Below are 15,499 nucleotides of genomic sequence, written 5' to 3'. Positions count from 1 at the left end.
AGCAGGCAGTCTTACGACTGGCTGTTGATTTATTATGGAGGAATCTTTGTCATGGCAAATGATTATGTATTTAACGACCAGCTACCTGTTGCTTCCTTAAAGATTGCAGCACTGGAAAGCTGCCGGGAACTGGCCGGGAAAGTAAACGACCACATCGTAGGTTTCCGCAGAAATGATATCCAGGAGCTTATACGCCGAAAAGCCGATCTTCACTATCGCGGATATGATGTGGACTCTTATCTTCTAAAATGCGAATGCCCGCGTTTTGGAAGCGGAGAAGCAAAAGGCATTATCAGGGAATCTGTCCGGGGCACGGACGTATTTGTGATGGCAGACGTCACCAATAACAGCTTAACCTATACGGTCAATGGTTATACCAACCATATGTCTCCTGATGATCATTTTCAGGATTTAAAAAGGATCATCGGTGCATGCAGCGCAACGGCGCACAGAGTTAGTGTTATAATGCCGTTTTTATATGAAAGCCGCCAGCATAAGAGAACCAAAAGGGAATCTTTAGACTGTGCCATGGCTTTGGAAGAGCTGGTTCATATGGGAGTGAGCAACATCATTACCTTTGACGCCCACGATCCCAGGGTCCAGAATGCCATCCCGTTAAACGGATTTGATAATTTCATGCCTACTTACCAGTTTGTCAAGGCAGTATTGAGGAAGTGTCCGGATTTAAAGATTGACAAAGAACATTTGATGGTAATCAGCCCGGATGAGGGTGCCATGGACCGCGCCGTATACCTGGCAAACAACTTAAGCGTGGACATGGGTATGTTTTATAAAAGACGGGATTACTCCAAAGTGGTTGATGGACGAAACCCCATTGTTGCCCATGAATTCTTAGGTGCCTCCGTAGAAGGCAAGACAGTGCTGATCGTAGACGATATGATCTCCTCCGGGGAAAGCATGCTGGATACGGCAAAGGAATTAAAAGAGCGGAAAGCAGATAAAGTAATCGTTTGCTGTACGTTTGGTCTGTTCACCAACGGACTTGCTAAATTTGACGAATATTACAGCCGGGGCTACATTGACTGTGTCGTTACAACAAATTTAAATTACCGTCCCAAGGAATTGCTGGAAAGGGAATGGTATGTGGAGGCAGACATCAGTAAATACATTGCGGCAATTGTGAATTCCTTAAATCATGATGTGCCCATTAGTACTGCCCTTTCTTCTACAGAAAAGATTCAGAATTTGTTAAAAAAATATCGGGCATAAGATATACCTTACTCCTGCAAACGCAGGAGGGTGTAGGGTTCCTCTTCGTTTTAACAAAAAAGTGAGATGCTGCTCTTTTGCAGCATCTCACTTTTTTTGAACTTATAAATGATAAAGAATCAAGCGTATGATTAACCGTTGTTTTTCTCAGCAAGCCCTAAAAATGCCGCCAGATTCCCTCTCTCATTGCCGGTCGTCCGATGAGAAAATAAGAGATCTGAATTACAGTGGGTACAGATATCCGTAATCTGGATGTTCTCCTGCTTTATCCCTGCTTCCAGCAGCACAATTTCATTCGCCCGCCAAAGATCAAGCATATATTTACCATCTTTTTTTTCAGTTAATATATCGCCCCAATGCTTCTTATCAAACCCTTTCATAAACTCCTGGGCTACTTCGCTTCCTACCTCGTAACATTCCTTGCAAATGCTGGGGCCGATGCAGGCGATTACATCCTCTGCCTTTGTTCCAAAGGCTTCTTCCATTTTTTTAACCGTAACTTCTCCCATGCGCTTTACGGTTCCCCTCCAGCCGGAATGGCTGAGCCCAATGGCCTGATGGATTGGATCCAGAAAATAAAGGGGCACGCAATCTGCATAAAAGGTGACCAGGGTAATTCCAGGAATATTGGTGATCAATCCATCCACATCTTCATAATCCCGTTCCTTTACAATGCCTTTCCCCGCATCCTCTTTCGTTACCAGCTTAACATTCGTGGTATGGGTCTGATAGGACAAAACCATCCGCTCTGCATCAACCCCCAGGGCCTTTCCCATCCTGCGGTAGTTTTCCATTACATGCAGCCGATTATCACCCCGGGTAAATGTAAAATTCATAGTAGCATACTTTCCCTGGCTGACGCCTCCCAGTTTTGTTGAAAATCCCTGCTTCACCAACCCTGTTTTTTCTAAGATAGGAAAGGACAAATAAGGTACCTGTTCCACTGTCTTATAATCCATTCCTATATCACTTGCTTTACGCTTCCACATATTTTTAATCACACCTTTGTTTAAAATGCGTCTTTAATCAGCCGGATTTCCTGTCCCAGAATTGCCACCACATCAAACCGGCAGGGAATGTCTTCTCCCAAATGGCACCGGTACAAATATCTCCTGGCAGCATCCCTGATTTTCTTCTGCTTCGAAAAATGGACAGCTTCCGCCGGATCTCCTTTTTCTAAGTTCCGCCGGTACTTTACCTCTATAAAGACGAGTTCCCTTCCATCCTTTGCGATGATATCAATTTCTCCCTTACGGTCTCCAAAATTCCGTTCTAATATAACATATCCTTTACTTTCCAGATATGCTGCGGCCGTATCTTCAAATTCGCTTCCAATCTCCCGATTGTTCCTCAAAGACAACCTCCCACAAAGTTCTTAATAAAGCTGCGTCTGTGAATGGGACAGGGGCCAAACTCCTTTAGGGCGTTAATATGAGCTGCCGTTCCATACCCCTTATGCTTTGCAAAACCATATTCCGGAAACAATTTGTCATATTCCTCCATCATATGATCCCTGGTCACTTTTGCCATAATGCTTGCAGCGGCAATTGAAACACTCTTTGCATCTCCCTTGACGATAGGAACCTGGGAAAGGGTAATTCCCGGGATTGTAACCGCATCATTTAAAAGGACTTCCGGTTCTGCTCCCAATTCGCTTATGGCAAGCCTCATCGCTTCATAGGTAGCCTGCAGGATATTTATTTCATCGATCCTGTCTGCTCCAACCACTCCCACTGCAAATGCGGAGGCTTTTTCCTGGATTTCTTCAAAAAGGGCTTCCCGCCGTTTCTCTGACAGCTTTTTTGAATCATTTAAAAAAAGGATTTCGCAAGCCCTGGGCAGGATTACCGCACCGGCTACCACCGGCCCGGCCAGAGGTCCGCGTCCGGCCTCATCGATTCCGCAGACCAGGATATGATCCTCATACTGACGTTCAAACTCTTTCATCTTCTCCAGGCGCTCCTGTTCCGCCTGAAGCTTTTCTTCCGTTAATTTTCTCATTTCATTAAGCTCCCATTTTATGATTGAAAAACAGGGCCTTGCTCTTTTTCCAAAAAGCAAAACCCTATCATTTATTTCTTGTTATTGCGCAGGAAGTTCCAGAGTCATACGACCAAGCTTTCCGCTTCTGAAATCATCAATTAATAGATTCGAAGCCTTTACCAGGTCCAGTTCTCCGCCTTTTGCAAGACAGGCCTTAGCCTTTGCCACCTGCATTAATGCCTCAAGGGCATCTTCGGTTTCTATTCCATATTTTTCAGAAAGAACTCTGGGATATTTTTCATTCAGGAAACGGATGAGCTCCATTGCCAGTTCATCCTTATTCAGTATCTCATCATTGACGGAACCAATGAGGGCAAGACGGATTCCCACCTGCTGATCCTCAAATTTCGGCCATAAAATACCGGGGGTATCAAGAAGCTCTAAGCTCTTATTAAGCCTGATCCATTGATTCCCTTTTGTCACTCCTGGTCTATTTCCTGTTTTTGTACATGCTTTTCCTGCAAAGGAGTTGATAAAGGTGGATTTTCCTACATTAGGAATACCTACCACCATGGCTCTCACCGGGCGGTTTAAAATTCCTCTTCTGCGGTCACGTTCTATTTTCTCCTTGCAAGCTTCCTGAACAACACCGTTAATCTGCTTTAACCCTGCACCGCTCTTGGAATTCACCTTAACAACGTGGCAGCCCTGAGCCACAAAATAAGTCTCCCAAGCACTGTTGCAGCGTTCATCCGCAAGATCGGATTTATTAAGCAGAACGATACGTGCCTTTCCGGCTCCTAATTCATCAATATCAGGATTCCGGCTGCTTAAGGGCACTCTCGCGTCCACCAGTTCTATTATCAAATCAATTAATTTGATATCTTCCTTCATAGCCCTTTTGGCTTTGGTCATATGACCTGGATACCATTGTATATTCATAACATTCCTCTACTTTGAACGAATTAGTTCCATTTTTATAAAAGGCATCATCCGGAACCAAACCTTTCCCTGAATCTGGCCTCTGCTTACATTTCCGATATTGGCAAAACGACTGTCCTCGCTGCTGTCTCTGTTATCACCCAGCAGAAAATATTCATCACTCCCAAGCTTGACCGGCTTTTCCGCAAGTCCGGCAAGGGAGATCCGGCCAGGACCGGACGGTTCTTTTAGCTTTTCGCCGTCAATCAAGATTTCATCGTTTTTTATCTGCACAGTTTCCCCTGGCAGGCCGATGACTCTTTTTACATTCATTTTCTGATCTTCTCTTTGAAATACCACCACATCAAACCGATCCGGGTTTCCAAAATCATAAGCCAGCCGGTCCATCAAAACCACATCATCCGAAGCGAGAAGAGGAAGCATGGAATGCCCTGCAATCACAATCTGTGTTCCATAAGCATAGACCAGAAACCATGCTAAGGCAATCACTACTACAATATCGACAATCCAATTGACTATTTGCCGGAGCTTATTATTATCTTCACTGCGATAAAAATCCATGTGTGAAACCCCCCATCTATTATAAGGAAGTTCGCTTCGCTTACCTTCATTAAGTGACTTATGTCAAGAAAGGGACAATTTGCATTGTCCCCCTCACCTGATCCGGAATTATTTAACTGATTCTTTAACCTTAGCAGCTTTACCTACTCTGTCTCTTAAGTAGTAAAGTTTTGCTCTTCTTACTTTACCTCTTCTAACAACTTCAATGTTGTCTACAGAAGGGGAATGTAATGGCCAAGTCTTCTCAACGCCAATGCCGTTAGAATTCTTTCTTACGGTAAATGTTTCTCTAGCGCCGCCGTTCTGTCTTTTAATAACGGTTCCTTCAAAAATCTGGATTCTTTCGCGGGCACCCTCTTTGATCTTGTTGTATACCTTAACGGTATCGCCAACGTTGAACTGAGGAACTTCCTGCTTTAACTGTGCTGCTTCAATATTCTTAATAATTTCGTTCATTGTGTGAACCTCCTTGATATTATTTGATGTTCTTAATACTTCATTTTAAAATCCGTAACAGAGGACCATCGCCTTTTCATCACAACGTTTTACATTTTATCATAAAGAAACTTGGATTGCAAGTCCTTTACTTACTCATTTTCAAGCTTTTTTAAATATTCTGCTTCTTTTTTAGACAGGCTGGCATCCGCCAAAAGATCCGGCCTGCGTTCCAGGGTCCGTTTAATGGATTGTTCCCTTCGCCAAGTTTCGATATTTTTATGATGACCGGATAAAAGGATATCAGGAACCCTAAGTCCCCTGTACTCTTCCGGCCTGGTATACTGAGGGTATTCCAGCAGATTGTCGTGGAAGGATTCAAATTCTGCAGAGGTATCGTTATTTAAGACCCCTGGGATCAGCCGGGAGATGCAGTCAATCATGACCATGGCAGGAAGCTCGCCTCCTGTCAGCACATAGTCACCGATAGAAAGATAATCCGTGGCAATCAGTTCCAAAGCTCTCTCATCAATTCCTTCATAATGACCGCATAGGAAAACGAGATCTTCTTCCTGTGCCAGTTCCTCCGCAATTTTCTGGTTAAAAACCCTCCCTTGGGGAGTCATATAGATTACCCTTGGTTTTTTCCCGATTTTCCCACACAAATCATCATAGGCTTCACAGATAGGCATAGGCTGCATGACCATTCCGGCTCCGCCCCCATAAGGATAATCATCCACATGGCGATGCTTGTCCGTTGAATATTCCCGGATATCAATGGCTTCTATAGAGAGCAGGCCCTTTTCCGCCGCTCTCCCGATAATACTGGTGTGGAGGCCGTTTAGGACCATCTCAGGAAAAAGGGTTAATATGTGATAATTCATTGTCTATTTCCACTCCTCTATTTTAATCCAGAAGCCCGTCCATGATGTGAACCGTAACAATTCCTTCTGTTAAATCCACATTTAATACGCATTCCTTGATTGCCGGAAACAGGACTTCCTTCCCTTCTGCCGTCTTTACTTCATAGACATCATTGGCTCCGGTCTTAATCACATCGGTCAGGGTTCCAAACTCTTCTCCATTATCAGTGATTACACGAAGTCCAATTAAATCAACGATGAAATTTTCATCCGGTCCAAGTTCTACAGCCTGGTCCCTGGTTATGAGCAGATCTTTTCCTTTATATTTTTCAATATCATCAATAGAATCAAATCCTTTGAACTTAAGGATTACCATATTCTTAAAAAACTTTACTCCCTGGATTTCCAGATCCATATGCTCCCGACCGTTATCCAGAATTACATTCTTTAAACTTTTAAAACGATTTACGTCATCTGTGGTTGGATAAACCTTTACTTCTCCTCTCACCCCGTGGGTGGATGAAATTACGCCAACTCTTAACAAATTATCCATCTGTCTCTCCATATTATGCAAAGGGAATCCGATTCGCTTTGCTCATTGAACCATGTCAAAGAAACCGGATATCACTATCCGGCTTGTTCTTAAGCATTTGCACAAAGAAAATGATACCAAAAGGACCGTCGTCCCGACAGGCCGGCGGTCTTTTACGATTACTGGATTTCTACAGTAACCTTTTTGTCTTCTTTGGAAGCTGCTGCTTTTACAACAGAACGGATAGCTTTTGCAATCCTGCCCTGCTTGCCAATTACCTTACCCATGTCAGAAGGTGCAACCGTAAGTTCAAGGATTATCTCATCGTCCTTTACGGTTTCAGTAACAACAACCTGATCCGGGTTATCAACCAGTGCTCTTGCAATTACTTCTACTAATTCCTTCATATGCTTCACCTCTCACTACTGGATACCGGCGATCTTTAAAAGCTTGCTTACAACTTCGGTTGGCTGAGCACCTGCAGTTAACCACTTCTTTGCGTTCTCTTCGTTAAACTTGATTACGCTTGGTTCTGTGGTAGGATCATAGTAACCAACCTCTTCGATGAATCTGCCATCTCTTGGAGATCTGGAATCTGCAACTACAATTCTATAGAAAGGAGCCTTTTTCTGACCCATTCTTTTTAATCTCATTTTTACTGCCATTTTGAAATTCACCTCCTTAAATCTTGGATTCTAAAACTAATTTATAGCGAACGCAGAAAATCTGCTTTGCTAACGTAAAAGAGTAATTAAAACGGTAACTTCATCTTGCCGAACAAACCGCCATGACGCTTACCGCCGCCCATCATGCCGGGAAGCTGCTTCATCATCTTCTTCATCTGATCAAACTGCTTGACTATGCGGTTTACTTCGGTGATATCCACTCCCGCACCCTTTGCTACACGCTGCTTTCTGGAAGCATTTTTCATAAGCTCCGGATTCAATCGTTCTTTATTGCTCATGGAAAGGATGATCGCTTCTACCCGGTCCATGGCTTTTTCATCAAAGTCCATGTCCTTCATCTGGCCCATGCCTGGCATCATGCTTAATATGCTTGCCATGCCGCCCATTTTCTTTACCTGGTTCATTTGGTCTAAAAAGTCATTGTAATCAAATTCCGCCTTGCGGAGCTTTTGGGACAACTCTTTTGCTTTCTCTTCGTCAACCTGGCTTTCGGCCTTTTCAATAAGGGAAAGGATATCGCCCATACCAAGGATTCTGGAAGCCATACGGTCCGGATAAAACTGTTCCAAATCGGAAAGCTTTTCTCCCATACCTACATAAAGAACCGGTTTTCCAGTTACTGCACGGATTGAGAGGGCGGCTCCGCCCCTGGTATCACCGTCCAGCTTGGTAATGATAACGCCGTCAATGCCGATTTTGTCGTTGAACATTCCTGCTACATTTACCGCATCTTGTCCTGTCATGGCATCGACTACCAGTATTGTCTGATGAACATCTACCGCATCTTTAATTTCGATCAGCTCGCTCATCATGTCTTCATCAATGTGAAGACGGCCCGCCGTATCCAAAATGATCACATTCTGATCATTCTTTGCCGCATAAGCAACAGCGGCTTTTGCAATATCTGCCGGTTTATGATTTTCTCCCATGGAGAAAACGGGAACGCCCTGCTTTTCCCCATTGATCTGCAGCTGCTTGATAGCAGCCGGACGATAAACGTCACAGGCAACGAGAAGCGGCTTCCTGCCTTTTGCCTTAAGCTTACCGGCAATCTTGGCAGTGGTTGTCGTTTTACCGGCACCTTGAAGACCGGCCATCATGATGATGGTCATATCGCTGGCAGGCTTTAACGAAATCTCAGTTGTTTCCGATCCCATCAGCTTTACCAGCTCTTCATTTACAATCTTTATTACCATCTGTCCGGGAGTCAGACTGTTCTGGACATCCTGTCCGATTGCCCGCTCCTGTACAGCACTTATAAACTGTTTAACAACCTTAAAACTTACATCGGCTTCCAGTAAAGCCATCTTCACTTCTTTAAGGGCTGTTTTCACATCGGCTTCGGACAAGCGTCCTTTGCCTCTTAAATTCTTAAATACATTCTGTAATTTATCGGATAAGCTCTCAAAAGCCATCTAACGCCCTCCTAATGAGCTTCCAGCTCGATGATTTCGCCCGATATCTCCTCAATGCGATGGATCAGATTCATATCTGAACTGCCGGCAAACTCCTTTGTCAGACTCTGGATTTCTCTGGCCAGTTTTTTTGTCTGCTCAAACTTTTTTACCAAATGAAGTTTTTCTTCATAATCTTCCAGAATCTTATTACACCGTTTAATGAGGTCATGGACACCTTGACGGCTGATTCCCTGTTCTTCTGCAATCTCACTTAAAGAAAGGTCGTAAAAAACCACATCTTCGTAGATATGCCTTTGATGCTCTGTTAAAAGAGCGCCGTAGAAATCATATAACAAGCCCTGTCTTGCAATCCTCTCCATATCATCACCTGGGATATCATACAATATTTTTTATATGGTGTCAAGTGTTTTTTCTTTACACCCCTGTTTTATTTTAAATATATTTTTCTATGGGAATCGGTCTTTCAAGAAACTTCTTCATAAAATAATAAAGTTTCCTGCTGTGTACGATATAACTGCCATGCCCTTCTCCGGGAAGGATTTTTAGACAGCTGCCTTTGATTTTTGAGGCAAGATAACGGGTGTGGGATTCACGGACCATATCTCGTTCTCCAGCCAAAATAAGGACCGGAACCGGAATGCTCTCCAGCTCTTTGACCGTTATATGAGGTTCTCGGAGTATCATCAAAAGTTTTGGATCGTGGTTTATGGCTTCCTGCAAAGCGAAGAATTTAAGCCAATGCCATTTTAAACCCTGAGGATAAGCATTGGCACCGCAAAACACCATCTTTGAAAAAACCTCTGGATAACGGACGGCGGCCAGAATCCCAATGATTCCGCCGTCACTGAATCCGCAGTAACAGGGTTTTTCAAGTTTCAGCTTCCTGACAAATTCTGCCACGTCTTCCGCCATCACCTCATATCCCAGCATTTTCACTCTGGAACTTTTTCCATGACCTCTGGAATCCAGGGCGTATACAGTATAATCTTCACTTAAAAGCTCCGCTGTCTCATTAAAAATACTGTGATCCTCTCCATTCCCATGGACAAGAAGAATAGCCGGGCCGCTTCCTGATACCTCATAGTATAACGTGACTCCATTTACTTCAATATACACGGCTTCTCCTTATCTGGCGGGAACAATTTCGATCCAATAGCCGTCAGGATCACTGATGAAATAAATGCCCATGGCAGGGTTTTCATAGCAGATAACGCCCATTTCTTTATGTTTCTTATAGAAGCTTTCATATTCATCCGTTTTAAATGCCAGATGAAATTCACATTCTCCCAGGTTATAAGGCTCTTTTCGTTCGGTTAAGTAAGTCAGTTCCAGAGTAAAATCACTTTTTCCATCACCTAAATATATCAGTTTAAAGGAACCGTCTGACGCTGTTTTTTCACGCACAGGGTTAAGGCCCAGTGCATCCTTATAGAATGTCAAGCTCTTTTCCAGATCAAGTACATTAAAATTAAAATGGTTAAATGTAATCATACCGCCGTCACTCCTTTTCATTTTTCGTGCCAGCTGCGTTTTCCCTATTACCGGTTACGCACCTGTCTTAGTAATATCCATCATACCATACCTATGATCCCACTTGTCAACTGCAACCGTATATCTTGTGTGGGAAAAGTTAAAAGGTCCGGCCTTTCAGAAAAAGCCGGACCTTATTATGATTCTTATTTTTTAGGCATAAGTGCTTTCGTGCCTCCCATATAGGGCTGTAAAGCCTCAGGAATCCTCACGGTTCCATCCGCCTGTAAATTGTTTTCCAGGAAAGCGATCAGCATTCTTGGAGGAGCAGCTACGGTGTTATTTAACGTATGGGCAAAATACTTTCTACCATCGTCTCCAGAAACACGAATTTTAAGTCTTCTTGCCTGAGCATCCCCTAAATTAGAGCAGCTTCCTACCTCAAAATACTTTTTCTGTCTTGGGGACCAGGCCTCCACATCCACTGATTTCACCTTTAAATCCGCCAAATCTCCGGAACAGCATTCCAGAGTTCTTACCGGGATATCCAGGGAACGGAATAAGTCAACCGTATTCTGCCATAATTTATCATACCAATCCATACTTTCTTCCGGCTTGCAGACAACGATCATCTCCTGCTTTTCAAACTGATGGATCCGGTACACTCCACGTTCTTCCAAACCATGAGCGCCTTTCTCCTTACGGAAACAAGGAGAATAACTGGTTAAAGTCTGAGGAAGCTTTTCTTCCGGAAGAATGGTATCAATGAATTTTCCAATCATGGAATGCTCGCTGGTACCGATCAGATATAAATCCTCTCCTTCAATCTTATACATCATGGCATCCATTTCAGCAAAGCTCATAACACCGGTAACCACTTCACTGCGGATCATGAAAGGCGGAATGCAATAGGTAAAACCACGGTTGATCATGAAATCCCTTGCATAGGAAAGTACGGAAGAATGAAGCCTTGCAATATCGCCCATCAGGTAATAAAAGCCATTGCCGGCCACTTTTCTTGCGCTGTCAAGGTCAATGCCGTCAAAGCTTTCCATGATGTCCGTGTGATAGGGAATCTCGAATTCAGGAACAACCGGCTCGCCGTAACGCTCTACCTCTACGTTCTCGCTGTCATCCTTACCGATGGGTACGCTGGGATCAATGATATTCGGAATGGTCATCATGATCTTTTTGATTCTTTCTTCCAGATCACGTTCCTTTTCTTCCAACTGAGCCAGATGATCAGAAGCATTGGTCACGTTCTTCTTCATTTCCTCTGCTTCTTCCTTTTTTCCCTGTCCCATCAAGGCGCCGATCTGTTTGGAAAGTTTGTTACGTTCAGCTCTTAAAGCATCCCCTTCCTGCTTCGCTGTACGGTTCTGCTCATCAAGTTCAATGACTTCGTCAACTAATGGCAGCTTGCTATCCTGGAATTTATTTTTAATGTTTTCCTTTACAATTTCAGGATTTTCTCTTACAAACTTTAAATCTAACATGGTGTTCCTCCTGGTTTTTCCTCAATATTTTCTGCGAAAGTTGTCCCGCATGATAGTCTGCCGTTGATTATACTACAAAAAAAGGGCAAAGAAAAGCCCCTTTCCTAAAATTCCCCATCCTTCGCCTCATTCTTATCCCCGAATCAGCATAGAAAGGATTTCTTCAAAGCACACTCCGTTTTTAATCGGGACATGCAGCTCATCGGATTTTATAATACTGGCCTTTACAAAACCGGCCGCTTTTTTCACTGATTCTGTTAATGGAATCCCTTTCACTGTCTGGGCTGCGAGGATGCTGGAAAACACATCTCCGGTCCCCGGCCGTTCACTTCCTACATGAAGAGAGCGCAAAAAATGGGGCTCCCGGTTCTTCTCCGCCACTACATTGGTCACATAGTTGCCTTCCCTTACTCCCGTGATCACCACGGAATCCGGTCCCATATCCCATATCTCTGCGGCCATGGAAAGAAGCTCTGAACGCTTCCAGCCTGATGACCGGTATTTTCTGCCGGTTAAGATACAGGCCTCTGTCAGATTTGGGGTCACAATGTCACCAAAGCCCACCAGTTCCTTCATACGGCTGCACATCCGTTCCGTATAGGTCTGATAAGCCTTGCCGTGATCTCCCATAATAGGATCTACCAAAACCGTTGTTTCCGGTGTTCTAAACTCCTTAATCATGTCAATGACAATTCCAATCTGTTCCTCGGAACCTAAAAACCCGCTGTAAATCCCGTCAAAGGATAAATCCAGTTTCTTCCACTGTTCAATATATAAGGGCATTTTCTCTGTATAATCGTCAAAAAAGTAGGTGGAAAATCCGGTATGGCTGGATAAAATGGATGTGGGAACCGGACAACACTGTACCTTTAAGGCTGAAAGAATAGGAAGAGCCACTGTTAAGGAACAGCGGCCATATCCCGACAGATCATGAATAACAGCAATTTTTTTCTGATGTTTTTCTGATGTCATAAGAGCTCCTAACAAATTTTTGTAAATAAACCCGACTTAATCAATGAATTTCTAAGAGGCATGTAAATGATGACGGAAACAATGGCGGAGGTGATTGCATTAATCGAAGTGGCTGCAACGTTCCACGCCAGTGTAAGCTCTGCCGCCGGTTTCCCCAGAATCAGAAGCTTGTAATAATAACCGACCAGCGGATCAAAAATTACATTGAACAATAGTCCCCCTGCAACTGCCGTGATGGTCCAGGTCAGAATATGCTTTTTGTCAGAGGATTCATTGATCTTACCGATTCTATGGGCCAGAAATCCTGTAATAAGACCGATGCACAATTTTAATACAAATGTCTTTGGCGCATATACCACATAAACCGGATCAAAAAGGTCTCCTATGGTCATACCGATCGCGCCGCCTAATCCGCCGTACAGCCCGCCTAATAAAAGTGCGCCCAAAACACAGACCGCATTTCCTAAGTGAATGGAAGTGGCATCCCCTCCCGGGAGTGTGATCTTAAATTGCAGGAATGTAAATACTACGTAGGACATAGCGGCAAACAGTCCTGTCAGTGCGGTTTTATAAATCCTGTTGTCTGTTTTACTCATTGGTAATTCCTCCCTTGCTGCTCTTGTTGTTCTTTATCTTAGCACGCAAGTGGAGTGATATAAATATCCAGTTTCGATATATTAAGCCATGCCAGTCTAGTCATGGGATTGGATACAGATTAAGGTACCGGAAGCAAATTCGATTGTGCCCACTTCACCAGTCAGCTCATTGCTGATGCATAAGCTGGTTCCTAAGTCAATGTCCTTTTCATAAAGAGGATACTTGAAACCGGTCAGTGTGATTTTCTTCACTTCCCCGCACAGGGGAAGAAAGGAGATATATTTTCCCCATAATGTTTCAGCCAGAAACGTTCTCCCTTTATCAATCACTGTGATCCAGTTCTTTTCATCAACAATGGCAGCTTCCACACCCTTTTTTAGGCAGGCATAAAGAAGATGGAGATTGCCGATAAAATGATCCATCCTTCCTCCTGTTGCCCCCAGCAGGACCAGCTTCGAGCAGCCAAGTCCTATGGCGGTATTTAAGGCAAGCTCTGTATCTGTTTCATCCTTTTCCGGTTTGTGTATTTCCCAGGTAATATTGTCTGAACTGTTTTTATACTCTGCCAGGATATCTTCTGCTACCGAATCAAAATCTCCAACAATGGCATCCGGCTTTAACTGAAGTCTGGAAAGAGCTGCCAGTCCCCCATCTACTGCGATGATTTTATCAAACGTTCTGTTTTCTAAGAAGCTGCCGGCAAATCCATAATCTATGATTCCCCCGGTAACGATCAAACCTGTAGTTTCTTCTTTCACCCTTCATATTCCTCAAATATTTTTAAGAATGCCTTTGTATTCTCAGCCGCATTTCCTTTAAATACAGCGGAACCAGCCACAAATACATTGGCGCCTGCTTCAATCAGTTCTCTCACGTTATCACAGGTAACGCCACCGTCAACCTGGATATCTGTCTCTAAATTCCGCTCCTTACAGATGCGCCTTAAGGCCCTGACCTTATCCAGTGTATACGGAATAAATTTTTGTCCGCCAAAGCCTGGGTTTACCGTCATGATTAAAACCATGTCTACTTCCGGCAAAATGAAATCCAGGACAGATAAGGAGGTTGCCGGATTTAAGGCCACTCCGGCTTTTAGCCCTGCTTCCTTGATCTGGTTTATGGTACGGTCTAAGTGGGTGCAGGCTTCCGCATGAACACAGATGAGATCAGCTCCCGCTTCTTTGATATCATTGATATATCTTCCAGGTTCTTCAACCATCATGTGGACATCGAATACCCGGTCAGAGCAGCTTCGCAGGCTTCCGATAACCGGCATTCCAAATGAAATACTGGGCACAAATGCACCATCCATCACATCCAGATGAATGTACTGGGCTCCTGCCTCCGACACTTCAGCTACCTGCTGTCCAAGTTTTTTAAAGTCTGCCGCTAATATGGAAGGGGCAAGTTTAAGCATATTAATATCTCCTTTTCTCTTTTAGATCCTGATATAAAAGCCGGTAATTTTCATATCGGCCCCGGTTTATTTTTCCTTCTTCTACCGCAGCTTTTATGCCGCAGGTTTTTTCTCCTATGTGCACACAGCCCAGGAACCGGCACCCGTCTTCATAGGATTCAAACTCCGGAAAATAATCCTTCAGTTGACCGCACTCCAAGTCTTCCAAGTACATGGAACTAAATCCCGGTGTATCCATAAGGTACGTATCACTTCCGATGCCAAAAAGCTCAGAATGCCTGGTCGTATGCTTTCCTCTCTGAATTTTCTCGCTGATATTGGCAGTCTCCATCTCAGCCTTAGGATAGAGGAGGTTGGTTAAGGAGGACTTTCCCACTCCGGAAGGCCCTGCCAGAACCGTGGTTTTCCCACGCACCAGATCTCTGATCTCCTCAATTCCCTGATCGTCATAGGTACTGGTAAAATATACGGGATAGCCAGCTGCCTCATAGATTGCTCCAAGAGCCAGCTTTTCTTCTCTATTTGTTAAATCAGTTTTATTAAAACAGATTTTTACTGGAACCTCCTGAACTTCCATCATAACCAGAAAACGATCCAGCAGATTTAAGTTGGGTTCCGGATGGGTGATGGCAAATAGCACCAGCGCCTGATCCACATTGGCTACGGCAGGTCGAACCAGGGTATTTTTCCTTGGGAGGATTTGATCGATGTTTCCTTTCATTTCCAAACTGTCCAGAATAGAAAATTCCACATCATCTCCAACCAGAGGCTTCACATTTTTATTGCGAAAAATACCCTTTGCTTTACATTCATAGATGTTTTCGTCCGTGCCGTGCACATAGTAAAAACCTGCAATTCCTTTCAAAATTTTTCCTGTCATATATTTTCCTTTTTTCC

21 protein-coding genes are annotated in these 15,499 nt (G+C 43.8%); 1 reads left to right on the top strand and 20 read right to left on the bottom strand.

The annotated features are described in order from the left end of the window. Positions 1-51: 51 nt before the first annotated feature. Complete coding sequence (locus tag ACHZES_RS02175) at positions 52-1,230, top strand: ribose-phosphate pyrophosphokinase (RefSeq protein WP_038282961.1); 1,179 nt, start codon at positions 52-54, stop codon at positions 1,228-1,230. 131 nt (positions 1,231-1,361) lie between these two features. Here the strand turns inward: ACHZES_RS02175 and pgeF are convergent, their stop codons facing one another. The 20 genes from pgeF to rsgA all read right to left on the bottom strand — a co-directional run bounded on the left by pgeF (position 1,362) and on the right by rsgA (position 15,482). After that, the gene (gene pgeF / locus ACHZES_RS02170; RefSeq protein WP_395548540.1) at positions 1,362-2,219 is read right to left on the bottom strand and encodes a peptidoglycan editing factor PgeF; all 858 of its coding nucleotides are present in this window, start codon (positions 2,217-2,219) and stop codon (positions 1,362-1,364) included. A 20-nt stretch (positions 2,220-2,239) separates the two neighbouring features. Beyond that, positions 2,240-2,584 (bottom strand): YraN family protein, encoded by a 345-nt coding sequence (locus ACHZES_RS02165; protein WP_051835247.1) that lies wholly within the window; start codon positions 2,582-2,584, stop codon positions 2,240-2,242. Further along, positions 2,581-3,231, bottom strand: a complete 651-nt coding sequence (locus ACHZES_RS02160; protein WP_038282965.1) for a ribonuclease HII — start codon at positions 3,229-3,231, stop codon at positions 2,581-2,583. Before ACHZES_RS02160 ends, ACHZES_RS02165 begins: the two co-directional genes overlap by 4 nt. An 81-nt stretch (positions 3,232-3,312) precedes the next feature. Continuing rightward, on the bottom strand, positions 3,313-4,155 hold the full coding sequence (gene ylqF / locus ACHZES_RS02155) for a ribosome biogenesis GTPase YlqF (protein ID WP_038282967.1): 843 nt from the start codon (positions 4,153-4,155) through the stop codon (positions 3,313-3,315). 9 nt (positions 4,156-4,164) lie between these two features. Then, complete coding sequence (lepB, locus tag ACHZES_RS02150; protein WP_038282969.1) at positions 4,165-4,716, bottom strand: signal peptidase I; 552 nt, start codon at positions 4,714-4,716, stop codon at positions 4,165-4,167. A gap of 108 nt (positions 4,717-4,824) precedes the next feature. Beyond that, the gene (gene rplS, locus ACHZES_RS02145) at positions 4,825-5,172 is read right to left on the bottom strand and encodes a 50S ribosomal protein L19 (RefSeq protein WP_025233207.1); all 348 of its coding nucleotides are present in this window, start codon (positions 5,170-5,172) and stop codon (positions 4,825-4,827) included. A gap of 131 nt (positions 5,173-5,303) precedes the next feature. Then, positions 5,304-6,035, bottom strand: a complete 732-nt coding sequence (gene trmD / locus ACHZES_RS02140) for a tRNA (guanosine(37)-N1)-methyltransferase TrmD (RefSeq protein WP_038282972.1) — start codon at positions 6,033-6,035, stop codon at positions 5,304-5,306. Between the two features lie 22 nt (positions 6,036-6,057). Then, on the bottom strand, positions 6,058-6,567 hold the full coding sequence (gene rimM / locus ACHZES_RS02135; RefSeq protein WP_038282974.1) for a ribosome maturation factor RimM: 510 nt from the start codon (positions 6,565-6,567) through the stop codon (positions 6,058-6,060). Positions 6,568-6,725: 158 nt separating this feature from the next. After that, a complete protein-coding gene (locus ACHZES_RS02130; RefSeq protein WP_025233209.1) occupies positions 6,726-6,953 on the bottom strand; it encodes a KH domain-containing protein in 228 nt (75 codons plus the stop codon). A gap of 15 nt (positions 6,954-6,968) precedes the next feature. Then, positions 6,969-7,211, bottom strand: coding sequence for a 30S ribosomal protein S16 (gene rpsP / locus ACHZES_RS02125; protein ID WP_013272775.1), 243 nt, complete (start codon positions 7,209-7,211; stop codon positions 6,969-6,971). Positions 7,212-7,297: 86 nt separating this feature from the next. Further along, the gene (ffh, locus tag ACHZES_RS02120) at positions 7,298-8,647 is read right to left on the bottom strand and encodes a signal recognition particle protein (protein WP_038282976.1); all 1,350 of its coding nucleotides are present in this window, start codon (positions 8,645-8,647) and stop codon (positions 7,298-7,300) included. Positions 8,648-8,658: 11 nt separating this feature from the next. Continuing rightward, positions 8,659-9,009, bottom strand: coding sequence for a YlxM family DNA-binding protein (gene ylxM / locus ACHZES_RS02115; RefSeq protein ID WP_038282978.1), 351 nt, complete (start codon positions 9,007-9,009; stop codon positions 8,659-8,661). A gap of 73 nt (positions 9,010-9,082) precedes the next feature. Next, entirely contained in the window at positions 9,083-9,766 is a 684-nt protein-coding gene (locus ACHZES_RS02110; protein ID WP_395548541.1) for an alpha/beta fold hydrolase, read from the bottom strand. Positions 9,767-9,775: 9 nt separating this feature from the next. Then, entirely contained in the window at positions 9,776-10,141 is a 366-nt protein-coding gene (locus ACHZES_RS02105) for a VOC family protein (protein ID WP_038282982.1), read from the bottom strand. A 185-nt stretch (positions 10,142-10,326) separates the two neighbouring features. After that, a complete protein-coding gene (gene serS / locus ACHZES_RS02100; protein WP_154520690.1) occupies positions 10,327-11,616 on the bottom strand; it encodes a serine--tRNA ligase in 1,290 nt (429 codons plus the stop codon). 132 nt (positions 11,617-11,748) lie between these two features. Beyond that, positions 11,749-12,588 (bottom strand): pyridoxamine kinase, encoded by an 840-nt coding sequence (locus tag ACHZES_RS02095; RefSeq protein ID WP_395548542.1) that lies wholly within the window; start codon positions 12,586-12,588, stop codon positions 11,749-11,751. Positions 12,589-12,596: 8 nt separating this feature from the next. Then, complete coding sequence (locus tag ACHZES_RS02090) at positions 12,597-13,184, bottom strand: ECF transporter S component (protein WP_154520692.1); 588 nt, start codon at positions 13,182-13,184, stop codon at positions 12,597-12,599. Positions 13,185-13,280: 96 nt separating this feature from the next. Further along, positions 13,281-13,943 carry a thiamine diphosphokinase gene (locus tag ACHZES_RS02085; RefSeq protein WP_395548543.1) on the bottom strand — a complete coding sequence of 221 codons (663 nt, stop codon included), beginning with the start codon at positions 13,941-13,943 and terminating at the stop codon, positions 13,281-13,283. Further along, positions 13,940-14,602 (bottom strand): ribulose-phosphate 3-epimerase, encoded by a 663-nt coding sequence (rpe, locus tag ACHZES_RS02080; RefSeq protein ID WP_154520693.1) that lies wholly within the window; start codon positions 14,600-14,602, stop codon positions 13,940-13,942. Before rpe ends, ACHZES_RS02085 begins: the two co-directional genes overlap by 4 nt. 1 nt (position 14,603) lies before the next feature. Next, entirely contained in the window at positions 14,604-15,482 is an 879-nt protein-coding gene (gene rsgA, locus ACHZES_RS02075) for a ribosome small subunit-dependent GTPase A (protein WP_395548544.1), read from the bottom strand. Positions 15,483-15,499 lie beyond the last annotated feature (17 nt).

Source organism: Lacrimispora sanguinis (assembly GCF_044987295.1).
Lineage (GTDB): Bacteria > Bacillota > Clostridia > Lachnospirales > Lachnospiraceae > Lacrimispora > Lacrimispora celerecrescens_B.
This window is presented reverse-complemented; position numbering and strand designations above follow the sequence as displayed.